At 72.4% G+C, this 11,650-nt stretch carries 8 protein-coding genes; 3 read left to right on the top strand and 5 right to left on the bottom strand.

The features are described from left to right. Positions 1-110 precede the first annotated feature (110 nt). The 3 genes from katG to ACFVZW_RS00805 form a co-directional block, all read right to left on the bottom strand. Positions 111-2,300 (bottom strand): catalase/peroxidase HPI, encoded by a 2,190-nt coding sequence (katG, locus tag ACFVZW_RS00795; protein WP_384514715.1) that lies wholly within the window; start codon positions 2,298-2,300, stop codon positions 111-113. Between the two features lie 325 nt (positions 2,301-2,625). Further along, positions 2,626-4,200, bottom strand: coding sequence for a DUF4139 domain-containing protein (locus ACFVZW_RS00800; protein WP_384514718.1), 1,575 nt, complete (start codon positions 4,198-4,200; stop codon positions 2,626-2,628). Positions 4,201-4,208: 8 nt separating this feature from the next. Continuing rightward, on the bottom strand, positions 4,209-6,356 hold the full coding sequence (locus ACFVZW_RS00805) for a DUF4139 domain-containing protein (protein ID WP_384514721.1): 2,148 nt from the start codon (positions 6,354-6,356) through the stop codon (positions 4,209-4,211). A gap of 226 nt (positions 6,357-6,582) precedes the next feature. On the opposite strand from ACFVZW_RS00805, the gene ACFVZW_RS00810 reads away from it, so the two are divergent. After that, entirely contained in the window at positions 6,583-8,061 is a 1,479-nt protein-coding gene (locus ACFVZW_RS00810) for a glutamate--cysteine ligase (protein WP_384514723.1), read from the top strand. 81 nt (positions 8,062-8,142) lie between these two features. Here the strand turns inward: ACFVZW_RS00810 and ACFVZW_RS00815 are convergent, their stop codons facing one another. Both ACFVZW_RS00815 and thpR read right to left on the bottom strand, forming a co-directional pair. Beyond that, complete coding sequence (locus ACFVZW_RS00815; protein WP_384514726.1) at positions 8,143-8,658, bottom strand: hypothetical protein; 516 nt, start codon at positions 8,656-8,658, stop codon at positions 8,143-8,145. Positions 8,659-8,739: 81 nt separating this feature from the next. Beyond that, positions 8,740-9,324 carry an RNA 2',3'-cyclic phosphodiesterase gene (gene thpR / locus ACFVZW_RS00820; protein WP_384514729.1) on the bottom strand — a complete coding sequence of 195 codons (585 nt, stop codon included), beginning with the start codon at positions 9,322-9,324 and terminating at the stop codon, positions 8,740-8,742. A 167-nt stretch (positions 9,325-9,491) separates the two neighbouring features. Here thpR and ACFVZW_RS00825 point away from each other — a divergent pair, with 167 nt between their 5' ends. Both ACFVZW_RS00825 and ACFVZW_RS00830 read left to right on the top strand, forming a co-directional pair. Beyond that, positions 9,492-10,166 carry a beta-glucanase gene (locus ACFVZW_RS00825; RefSeq protein ID WP_384514732.1) on the top strand — a complete coding sequence of 225 codons (675 nt, stop codon included), beginning with the start codon at positions 9,492-9,494 and terminating at the stop codon, positions 10,164-10,166. A gap of 120 nt (positions 10,167-10,286) precedes the next feature. Continuing rightward, positions 10,287-11,459, top strand: a complete 1,173-nt coding sequence (locus ACFVZW_RS00830) for an FAD-dependent oxidoreductase (RefSeq protein WP_384514735.1) — start codon at positions 10,287-10,289, stop codon at positions 11,457-11,459. Positions 11,460-11,650 lie beyond the last annotated feature (191 nt).

The following is an 11,650-nucleotide window of genomic DNA, read 5'->3' on the forward strand; positions in this document are numbered from 1 at the left end:
CCCGGGCCACCGGGGGGTACAGCCCGCGCCGGTGGGTGAGTGGGGGGGCCGGGCCGCAGGGTGGCAGGGGCCCGGGACGGCCGCCGCACCGCCCCCCCGGGACAGCGGAGTCAGGACAGGTCGAACCGATCCAGGTTCATCACCTTGTCCCAGGCCGCCACGAAGTCACGGACGAGCTTCTCTCCCGCGTCGTCCGAGGCGTACACCTCCGACAGGGCCCGGAGCTGGGAGTTCGAACCGAAGACGAGGTCGACGGCGGTGGCGGTCCACTTGACCTCTCCCGTCGCGCGATTCCGGCCCTCGAACACGTTCTCCGTCGCGGTCGACGCCTTCCACTCCGTGTCCATGTCGAGCAGGTTCACGAAGAAGTCGTTGGTGAGCGTCTCGGGCCGGTCGGTGAACACGCCGTGCCGGGACTGCTTGAAGCCGGTCCCCAGGGCCCGCATCCCGCCGATCAGAACCGTCATCTCGGGAGCGGTCAGCGTCAACAGGTTGGCGCGGTCCAGCAGGAGAGTCTCCGGCGGCAGCTTCTCGCCCGCCCGGAGGTAGTTGCGGAACCCGTCCGCCCTCGGTTCGAGCACGGCGAACGTCTCCACATCGGTCTGCTCCTGAGAGGCGTCCGTACGCCCCGGGGAGAACGGGACCGTGATGGCGTGCCCGGCGTTCTTCGCGGCCTGCTCGACGGCCGCGCAGCCGCCCAGGACGATCAGGTCGGCGAGCGAGACCTTCACTCCGCCGGCCTGGGAGTCGTTGAAGGCCTGCCGGATCTGATCGAGGGTCCGCACCACCTCGGCCACCTCCGGGAGGTCGTTGACCTCCCAGTCCTTCTGTGGCGCCAGCCGGATCCGCGCGCCGTTGGCACCGCCCCGCTTGTCGGTGCCGCGGAAGCTCGCCGCGGACGCCCAAGCGGCCGTGACCAGCTGGGAGACGGACAGGTCCGAGGCGAGGATCCTCCTCTTGAGGTCGGCGGTCTCCGCGTCCCCGACCAGCTCGTGATCGACCGCGGGGACCGGGTCCTGCCACAGCTGGGGCTCGGGAATCCACGGGCCGAGATAGCGCGAGAGGGGTCCCATGTCACGGTGCAGCAGCTTGTACCACGCCTTGGCGAACGCCTCCGCCAGCCGGTCAGGGTTCTCGTGGAAGCTCTTCGAGATCGGACCGTAGACCGGGTCCAGCTTCAGCGAGAGGTCCGTCGTCAGCATCATGGGAGCGTGCCTCTTCGACGGATCATGGGCATCGGGCACCGTGCCCTGGGCCGCGGGATCCGTGGGAGTCCACTGGTGCGCGCCGGCCGGGCTCGTCGTCAGCTCCCACTCGTACCGGAACAGATTGTCCAGGTACCCGTTGTCCCACTTCGTCGGCTCCGTGGTCCACGCGCCCTCGAGACCGCTGGTGAGGGTGTCGACGCCCTTGCCGCTGCCGTACGAGTTCAGCCAGCCGATGGCCTGTTGCTCGATGGGAGCGGCCTCGGGCTCCGGACCGATGTATTCGGGATCGACCGCGCCATGGCACTTGCCGAACGTGTGGCCGCCGACGATGAGCGCGACCGTCTCCTCGTCGTTCATCGCCATACGCGCGAACGTCTCGCGAATGTCCCGGGCGGCGGCGATCGGATCCGGATTTCCGTTCGGCCCCTCAGGATTGACGTAGATCAGTCCCATCTGCACGGCTCCGAAAGGACCGGAGAGTTCCCTCTCGCCGCTGTAGCGCTCATCTCCGAGCCACGTGTCCTCGGGCCCCCAGAAGATCTCCTCGGGTTCCCAGATGTCCGGCCGCCCGAAACCGAAACCGAACGTCTTGAACCCCATGGAATCCATGGCACAGTTGCCGGCGAAAACCAGAAGATCGGCCCAGGAGATCTTCCGGCCGTACTTCTGCTTCACGGGCCAGAGCAGGCGGCGAGCCTTGTCGAGACTTGCGTTGTCCGGCCAGCTGTTGAGCGGGGCGAAACGCTGAGCGCCGGAGCCGCCACCACCCCGGCCGTCCTCGATGCGGTACGTGCCCGCGGCATGCCAGCTCATCCGGATGAAGAGCGGACCGTAGTGGCCGTAGTCGGCAGGCCACCAGTCCTGCGACGTCGTCATCACCTCCATGACGTCCCGCTTCAGCGCGTCGACATCCAGGGTCGCGAACTCCGCCGCGTAGTCGAAGTCCTCGTCCATCGGACTGGACTGCGGCGAGTGCTGGTGGAGGACCTGAAGGTCCAGCTGATTCGGCCACCAGTCCCGGTTCGTCTTGGGGCGGGTCTCCGTGGGGGCCGGGGAGGAGATTGCCGGGTTCTCGCTTTCGCTGCCGGACACGTCCGTCCTTCTTCCTGTCGCGGTGTTTCCGTCTGCCGGCCGCTCGCTCGTGACGTCGTCTGCAAATCTGGTTTCGAGCACTGCGACTCGGCGTCCGTATGGTCGCGCACCGCAGACCGCACCGCTAAGAGAACACGCAGGGCGGCACCGCGTAACAAGCGGTCGATATCCGAAGTCGTCGGGGACCTGACGCAATTGCCGACGACTCTTCCGCCCCGGAAATTGATACGAGAAAGCTGAAATCCTATGAGCGACCCGCTGGAGCGACTGCGTGGACCGTGCCCCGACCGTGCGGCCGGTGCGCGCCGCTGAGCGTGGGCGGGGCTCAGATTCCTGCGACCTTGGCGCTCGCCACCAGCTCGTACACCAGGGTGACCGTGCGCCGGCCGCCGGGCGGCAGGGCGACGTCCCAGCGGACGATGCCTTCGGCGTCGACCACGTCGGGTGCCGGGGAACAGCCCTCCTTGCGCAGGCGCACCTCCACCGCCGAGACCTCGGAGACCGGGATCCGCTCCCGGAGGACGACGACCCGCTCGCCCTGCTCCCCGGGGGCGGAGAACCGGGACAGGTGCAGCCGGACGGTGCGGGTGACCACCGTCCGCTGCGTGATCCCGGCGGAGTCGCGGGCCTCCTCGGTCTCCCGTACCACCCGGTGGTCGTCGCGGCTGCCGAAGGCGAGCTCGACCGGGGCGCCGGGGGTGGTGAAGTCCAGCGTGCCGCGGCCGCTGAACCCGCTGCCGCGGACCAGGTCCACGGGCCCGGCGAGCAGCACATGGCCGGACCGGTTGTCGAACCGCACCACCTGCGTGACCAGCGCAGACACCTCGGGCGAGCATGCGTACTCGCTGCTCGCGGGCGCGGTGAAGACGGAGAGCGGCACCCGGTGGGCGCGGCCGTCCGCAGGCACGGAGACCACGGCGGGGGACTTCAGGACCCGCGCCTCGCCGCCGTCGTCCACCCCCGGCAGACCGAGGACCGGCACCGGGCCGAGGTCCCCGATCTCCTCCTCGCGCACCTCGACGTCGACCGTGCGGCGCTCGGCGGCCGTACGGTCCTTGAGCGTCAGCCGGTCCTCGCCCAGCGACGGCGGTTCGGTGGCCAGCGCCGACCGGGCCGTCGACAACGTCAGCCGTACGTCCGACCAGTCCTCGCCCGTACGCTGCCAGACCATCGCGTCGGTCTCCAGCGTCAGCGAGTCCCCGTCGAGCACGGCCCGGTAGGCGGGCCGCCACAGCGCGCAGGGGACGAGATGGGTCAGACGCAGCCCGACCGGCCCGGCGACGGCGGCCTCCACCGTCAGCTCGACATGGCCGACCAGCTCGGCCGGCTCCTCTTCCGAGAGGTCCATGGCCCGCTGAGTCTCACCGAGTTCGGCGGCGAGTGCGGTCAGCCGGGCCTCCACGGTGCGGAGTCGCTCGCCGTGCGCGTCGCGCTCGGCGTCCACCCGGTCCAATTCGGCGGCCCAGCGCGGCCCTTCGGACTCGCCCGAGCCGGCGCCCTCGCCGATCTCCCGCAGCAGATCGGCGGCGAGGCGGCCGAGGAGATCGAGACGGGTGTACAGCCGGTCGCGGCGCTGCATCAGGGCGAAGCGCTCCTCATCGAGGGCATGCGCGCGAAGGCGCAGCGCGGAGTCCTCGTCCGGTGACGGCTCCGGCCCGCGCGGCGTCCAGCCGCGGACGATCCGTACGTCGAGCACGGTCGCGGGGTGATCGGCGGTCAGTTCGGCATGGAGCGTGCGGTCGACCGCCAGCGCGGTGACCGGCCCGAGACGCAGCCGCTGGACGCCTGCCTCCAGGTCGAGCACGGCGGAGCGCTCGACCTGGGCGCGATCCTCCAGGCAGGTGACGGCGGTGACGGGGGCCGGGATGGGCGCGGCGATCGGCTTCGAGTCCGTGGACATGGCGTGTCTCAGCTCCTGCGGTTGCCGCCGACCAGGGCTTTGCCGGCCGGGATGCGGATCTCGTAGCCACCGTCGAGGGCGGCGGTGCCACCGGCGGGCAGGTCCACCCGCCAGACGCGGGTGCCCGGGGCACGGTGCTCGGTTCCGGGGCGCTCGGCGGGTGTCGTCCAGTCCGCGCGCTCCTCGATGCGGATGTCAGGTTCGGAGGTGACCGGCACCCGCTCGCGGACCTCGACGGTGACGGGCCGCGCGAGCCCGTTGGCCAGCTCCACGTGAACGCGGTGGTCGACCACGCTGATGTTGTTGCGCAGGCCGGAGGTCGACTCGTGGACGTTCGTACGGCGGCTCACCCGGATGCCCTCGGCCGGCCCGAGCCCGACTCGGCGGACACCACCCGGGGCGAGCGTGGGCAACGCGGCGGTCAGCAGGAAGTCGTCGTCGACGGTGACCTCCACCGGGCCGGCCAGCAGAGCCTGGTCGGTGGCGTTGGAGAGCACCAGCGTCGCGTAGACGGTCGGCTCCACGGACGGCACGCAGAGGTACTCGGTGCGCAGACCGACCGGGATCTCCCCGACGGTGACGGTGTGCCAGGTGCCGTCCGACGGGACGTCGGCCCGGGCGGCGGCATCGAAGCGGTGGTCGAAGGAGCCCGCCGACGTGCGGGGCCGTACGGCATGCCCGGGCAGCGGCAGCGCGGCCACCGCTTCCGCGCGGCGGCGGTGCTCGGCCGCCCCCGCGTCGGAGTGCGATCCGGGAAACAGCCGGCCTCGGCGACCGCCGGGCTCGTCGGGGCCGCTCAGGACGAGGGCGGCGTAGTCCAGCTCGGCGCCGCTCGGCTGCGGCGGACCGGTCGGCGGCGGAGGGGGTGGCGGTGCGGCCGCGCCCGGAGCCGGCGGGGCCATGGCGGCGGGGGCCATGGGGGCCGGGGCACCCGCGAAGCCGCGGCTGCGCGGCATGCCGCCAGGCTGGGCGGGGGCCGCCGGCCGGGCGGGGGCCGGTGGCTGTCCCCCGTAGGCCGGCCGTGCGGGAGCCGGCTGGGCCTGGTCGGCAGTCGCGCCCCCGTAGGTGTCGGAGGAGGAGCCGTACGCGCTGCCCGGCACCGGGAGCCCCGAGGGCGGCCCGCCGAAGCCCTGTGGCGCGGGTGGTGGCGGTGGCGGCGGTACCGGACCGGGCCCGGAGCCGGTCCGGGGAGCCGCCGGTGCGGCGGTCGTGACAGGGCGGGGGCCGGCCGACGCGTACCCGGCGAACAGGTCGGCGAGTCCCGCCGGAGGCTCGCGCCAGCCGGAAGGCGCGGGGGCGGGCTGACGGCGTCCGATCCGGATCGAGCGGAGCTTCGGCAGGTCGGTGCGGCGCCGGAGGTCGGCGGTGGCCAGGGCGATGCGTACCCCGGTCCAGTCCTCGCCGGTGCGCTGGGCGACCGAGGCACGCAGCACCAGACGGCCGGTGCCGTCGCCCTGACGGTGGGTGAGACGGTAGGCAGGCACCCAGACGGCGCCCGGCACTCCGTACTCCAACTCGACCTCCACCTCTTCCGTGTCACCGGTGCCGTCGAGGGTCAGGACGGCGCAGACCGTGGTCTCCACATGCGGCGACGGTGCGTCGGTGGAGGCGCGGGCGAGCCTGTCCGCGGCGACGGTGAGCTCGTGCTCGGCGTGGAGCAGCGCCTGCTCCAGCTCGACGAGGCGGCTGTGCAGGGCCGTCAGCCGCTCGTCGACGAAGTCGGCCAGTTCCAGCCACGCGTCGACCGGGGTGCGGCGGTGCGGGTCCTCGGGCTCGCGGGGCGGTGGCACCGGGCGCAGACCCCGGACCTCCTCGATGAGGCTCAGTTGCCGGTCCCGGCGTCCCCGCGCCGACGCATGCGCGTCGCGCAGCTGCTCGACCTCGCGCCGCAACTCGTCGGGCGTGCCCGTGCCTGTCCCGGTGCCGAGCGGCCCGGCCTCGATCTCCACCCGGGCCTCGGTGACGCGGCCCCCGGGGGTGCCGAGGACACGCGCCCGCAGCGAGCCGTGGTCCAGCGAGCGGGGCAGTCCCGTCACCCGCACCCGGCCGTCCGGCGGCACGCTGCCCCGGGCCAGGCGGCGGCAGAGAGCGCCCTGTGCGTACACCACGACCGAATCGAGGGTCGATCCCCAGTTCCGCGCCGTTCCAGCCGTCATGCGCCCCGCCCCCGCCCCGCCGTGTCCATGCTGAGCGAAGCCTACGCCCGAGCGGTCCGCCCGTGCTGCCACACCGTGGAAACCCGCAGGTCACGGTGGTGCGAGGTGGGGCGCGCACGGGCTCCGGACCTTCCGGCGCCCGCTGTCGTCGGCTTCGGTGGTTGGGCCGCCCTCGGAGTGGGACGCTGAAGGTGCTGGTTCGTGCCGACGAGACTCGGGAGGACCGATGGGACGTGATGTCCCGGCGCTGGAGTTCACCCGTGAAGACCGTCGCCGGTTCCGGAACAAGGTGCACTCGTGCCTCGACGTGTTCGCGACGATGCTGCGGGAGTCGCGGTTCGACTTCGAGCGGCCGCAGGTCGGTCTGGAGCTCGAACTGAACCTCGTGGACGCCGCCGCCGAGCCCGCCATGCGCAGTACGGAAGTCCTGGAGGCGATCGCGGATCCCACCTGGTCGACCGAGCTGGGCCGGTTCAATCTGGAGATCAACATCGAGCCGCGGCGGCTGGTCGCGGGCGGTCCCGACTCCTGGGAGCAGGAGATCCGCGAGGCGCTCAACCACGCCGAGGCGAAGGCCGCGGCGATCGGTGCCCATCTGGTCATGATCGGCATTCTGCCGACGCTGGAGCTGAAGGACGCGGGCCCGAAGTCGTTGTCCGGGGATCCGCGGTACCACCTGCTGAACGAGCAGATCTTCGCCGCGCGGGGCGAGGACCTGCTGATCTCGGTGGACGGGGTGGAGAAGCTGCGGACCCATGCGGAGACGATCACGCCGGAGGCCGCATGCACCAGCACCCAGTTCCACCTCCAGGTCTCGCCGGACGAGTTCGCGGACTACTGGAACGCCGCGCAGGCCGTGGCGGGGGTGCAGGTCGCCCTGGCGGCGAACTCTCCGTTCCTGTTCTCCAAGGAGCTGTGGCGCGAGACGCGCATCCCGCTCTTCGAGCAGGCCACGGACACTCGGCCGGACGAGCTCAAGGTGCAGGGAGTACGGCCGCGGGTCTGGTTCGGCGAGCGGTGGATCAACTCCGTCTTCGACCTTTTCGAGGAGAACGCCCGCTACTTCCCGGCACTGCTGCCCCTGTGCGACGACGAGGACCCGGAGAAGACGCTCGCCGACGGCGGCATCCCCGGACTGTCCGAGCTCACCCTGCACAACGGGACGGTCTACCGCTGGAACCGTCCCGTCTATGCCGTGGTCGACGGCGTACCGCATCTGCGGGTGGAGAACCGGGTGCTGCCCGCGGGTCCCACAGTGGCCGACGTGCTGGCGAACGGCGCCTTCTACTACGGGCTGATCCAGGCCCTGGTCGACGAGGACCGGCCCGTGTGGTCACGGATGTCCTTCTCGGCCGCGGAGGACAACCTCCACGCCGCCGCGCGCCACGGCATCGACGCGCACGTGTACTGGCCCGGGATGGGCGAGGTTCCGGTGACCGAGCTGGTGCTGAGGCGCCTGCTGCCGCTGGCGGACCGCGGGCTCGAGCGGATGGGCATGGAGGCGGCCCGAAGGGAGCCGTTGCTCGGGGTCATCGAGCAGCGGTGCGTCAGTGGCCGTAACGGCGCGGTGTGGCAGTCCGAGATGTTCCACCACATCCACGGCATCGACCACGCGGACCGGCACCAGGCGCTGCGGCGGATGACCCTGCAGTACATCGAGTACATGCATCTGAACGCTCCGGCGCACACCTGGCCGGTCGACTGACTTCCCGGGGGCGCCCCGTCCCGGCTGCCGCTACGGCGGTTGCCCGGCGGGCTCCGTCGGCAACGCGGTCGCCCGCTGACGCTATCCGCGTACGGCGGTGAGGTGGTACGTCGTGTCGATCCAGAAGCCGCCGGTCGTGCTGCCCTTGATCTCCAGGACGTACTGTCCCGGTGTCAGGGGAGCGATGCCCGCCCATATCCCCCACGCGAGATGCATCCGCAGCCCCACCCGGAACAGCGGCGCGGTGAACTCCCGCAACGGAAGCGGTACTCCGTTGAGGAACGCCTTCGCCTCCGCCACGTCCATGGTCAGCGGCTTCCGCGAGTGGTGCTTCGTGTGCTGGATGTTGAGCACGGGAAAGAAGACGGGGCGGTCGGAGGGCACCTCGCACGTGCGCACCACGCGGCCACCGTAGGTGCCGGCCAGGAACCACAGATCCTCCGGCTGCTGCCAGCCCGCGTGTCGACCGGTCCTGTCGGCGACCGGGCTGACGTCGTCGGGCGCCGACAGCGCCCATTGCCACCAGCGTGCCGCCAGCACGCCGCCCTGCGTGTCGCTGATGTCCCAGGAACCGCTGTTCCGAGTCGTGTCGCTCATGCCCCACCCCTTCCCGGGGCGCGCCCCCGGCTGTCGATCAGGCGAACCCTATCGACGCCGCCGCCTCCCCTCGTGGGGGTGTCACCGACTGCCGGTGAAGTCCCACGCTTCGATGTCCCGGTAGCGGATCGGACCCGGGCCGCGGCCGAAGTTGCTGCCGACCAGGTGCAGGCGTTCGGCGGGCCAGGGGCGGCCGGTGAAGCCGGCGAGTCCGGCGGCGACCTGCCCCACTCCGGCGGGATCGTCGCGGCGGGATCGCGCCAGCGTCAGATGGGGGCGCAGAGGCCGGTCCTCGAAGGGGATTCCGCAGTCCTTGACGACGGCGCGGACGTCGGCGGCGAGCAGGTGCAGCCCTTCGAGATCCCCGTCGATCCCGCTCCACAGCACCCGCTCGTCGAAGCATCCGGCCCCGCGCAGTGCCAGGCGCAGAGGCCGCCGCCTCCCCGCGAGGCGGGCAAGCGGCTCCCGCAGGAGCGGAATGGTGGTGGTGGGCACCTCTCCGAGGAACGCGAGGGTGATGTGCCAGTCCTCGATGCGGTTCCACCGCATGGTCGGGTACGCGTCGTAGGCGGGTCGCAGCGCCTGGGCCAGTTCTTCCTTCGCTTCGTCGGGCGGCGCGAGCGCTATGAACACGCGGACGGTCGAGGCCTGGATCTTTTCGTTCACAGAGACTTCGTACACCACCCCCGCCGTTGCGTGGCGCCCGAGGGCCGGTCGCCCGTCGCCTCGCGTGACGACTTCACGACAGTGAGTGAGAGGTTCCGGATATCGGGGGCTTGCGTGGGCAGATTCCCGGGGGACACACGCACCGTCGCACACCAGGGAGCCCGCCCATGTCGACACCGCCTCCGGCCGCCGAGCCGGTCTTCACCGCCGACTTCGCCTCGCCGGAGCAATGGACGGCGGGCCGCTCCTGGGCCTATCCCGACGGCGGCCCCGTCAACCCGCGGGACAACAAGCTGGACCACCTGGTGGCGGACCCCGCCTACGGCCGCTCGGGCGTCTTCCGGGCGACCCGGCGCCGCGACGGCCTGTGGGACGCGGGCCTCCTGACGACGGAGGGAAGCCCCGAGGGCTTCGAGGTCCGTGCCGGTGACGTCCTGGAGGCGCGGGTACGGCTCCCGGAGGGGAACGGCGCCTGGCCGGCGATCTGGACCTGGCGGGACGGCGGCCAGGAGATCGACGTCTTCGAGTACCACCCGGACAACCCGGATCTCCTGGAGCTGTCGAACCGTGTCCGCGGCGGATACCTCTACCACCGCGACCCCGGCATCCGGCCCGGTGGCTGGGTGCGGCTGCGCACCGAGTTCGGTGCCCGCTCCGTGGTGTGGTGGGTCGACGGTGCCGAGGTCTTCTCGGACGGACGGGGCGTCGGCCCGTCCTGGCACGCCTACTTGATCGTCAACCTCTCCGTCTGCGCCGGCCGCTACCACCCCGCGCCCGACTCCGATGCGACGGAACTGTCCTACGAGGTGCGGGACTTGTGCGTCTACCGATCGGCGTCGTGAGAGGAGACCCGAAGGGCGGCAACTCCCCTTGGTGTTCAAGGTGAACGGGGAGACCTGCGCGACGGCCCCGGGAACCCCGCGGAGTGAGACGACGCACAGGTCCCGGCTACAGTGCCGGACATGGGGGTCGACACGGATGTGGCGGTCGTGGGGGCGGGGCCGGTCGGGCTGAGCGCTGCGCTGTTGCTGGCGCGGGCGGGGCTCGGGGTGGTGGTGCTCGAACGCCGTCCCGGACCGGTCACCGAGTCCCGCGCGACGGACCTGCATGCGCGGACCCTGGAGGCCCTGACCCCGAGCGGTGTGGCCGACGCGCTGCATCCGCTGGGCCGGCGTGTGGACACGGTGGACATGTGGGCGCGGGGGCGCAGGCTCGGCGGCTTCGACCTGTCACGGCTGCCGTCCCCGTACCCGTACATCCTGACCGTTCCGCAGTGTGCGACGGAGGGTCTGCTCGCCGCTGAGGCCGAGCGCGCGGGTGTCCGTGTGCACCGCTCGGTGCCCGTCCGGTCGATCGACGAGGACGCCGACGGTGTGACCGTGCGGTCGGACGCCCTGGACCCGCTGCGCGCCCGCTGGGTGGTGGCGGCCGACGGAGCGTCGAGCACACTGCGCGCCCTCGCCGGTACGGCGTTTCGCGGCCGGACCTATGCGGGCCTGTGGCAGCTCGCCGACCTGCGGGTCGAGGATCCCTCGCTCGACCCGACGCGCGTCCACATGGTCGGCGGGCCGCGCGGCCTTCTCGTGGTGCTTCCGATGCATCTCGACGGGTGGGCCCGCGTGGTGCTGCACCTGCCGCACGGCCTCGCTCGGGGAGGCGCGGACGGCCCGGCGGGGCTCGCCGCCGAGGCGGCGGCCCGCGGATGGACGGCGACCGTCCGCGAATGCCGCTGGACGAGCACGTTCCGCACGCAACGGCGCCTCGCCGCGCACCATGCGAACCGGAGGGTGGTGCTGATCGGCGACGCCGCGCATGTGTGCAGCCCGATCGGCGGGCAGGGACTCAACCTCGGCCTGCGGGACGCCGTCTCCCTCGCCGCCGTCCTGCCCGACGCGACCGCCCACGGCGGCCGCCCGGCGGCCGACGCGCTCACGGCCTGGCACCGCGCCCGCCGCGCCGACGCCCTGCGCGTGCTCGCCCGTACCGACCTCGCCACGCGCGCGTGGACCCTGCGAGCGGCCCCCGCCCGAGCCGTCCGGGACACGGCCCTGCGCGGCGTCCTCACCACGCCCGCCGGCCGGCGGCTGCTCGCCGAGGCCGTCGCGGGCCCGCGACGGCCCCGATCCCCCGCCTGAACCGCTTGCGCACCCCAGGACGCTGCCCGGATCGCCTCCCTGGTCCCCGAATCGGCGGCCACCACCGGGCGACCGGTCGCGGCACGTGACTCTCAGGCGGAGCGCGGAGAGGCCGGCGGCCCCCGAAGGGACCGCCGGCCAGGGTGCCGAGGGGAGGACCTGCGGAGTCCGCCGACTCCGCCGATCCGCCC

Origin of the sequence: Streptomyces sp. NPDC059567, assembly GCF_042735655.1 — a bacterium.
GTDB lineage: Bacteria > Actinomycetota > Actinomycetes > Streptomycetales > Streptomycetaceae > Streptomyces.

What these genes read in the sequence shown, in the direction of transcription:
- ACFVZW_RS00800 (WP_384514718.1), bottom strand. Translation starts at nt 4,200, where the DNA reads ATGTCCACGGACTCGAAGCCGATCGCCGCGCCCATCCCGGCCCCCGTC.
- ACFVZW_RS00805 (WP_384514721.1), bottom strand. Translation starts at nt 6,356, where the DNA reads ATGACGGCTGGAACGGCGCGGAACTGGGGATCGACCCTCGATTCGGTC.
- ACFVZW_RS00810 (WP_384514723.1), top strand. Translation starts at nt 6,583, where the DNA reads ATGGGACGTGATGTCCCGGCGCTGGAGTTCACCCGTGAAGACCGTCGC.
- ACFVZW_RS00815 (WP_384514726.1), bottom strand. Translation starts at nt 8,658, where the DNA reads ATGAGCGACACGACTCGGAACAGCGGTTCCTGGGACATCAGCGACACG.
- ACFVZW_RS00825 (WP_384514732.1), top strand. Translation starts at nt 9,492, where the DNA reads ATGTCGACACCGCCTCCGGCCGCCGAGCCGGTCTTCACCGCCGACTTC.
- ACFVZW_RS00830 (WP_384514735.1), top strand. Translation starts at nt 10,287, where the DNA reads ATGGGGGTCGACACGGATGTGGCGGTCGTGGGGGCGGGGCCGGTCGGG.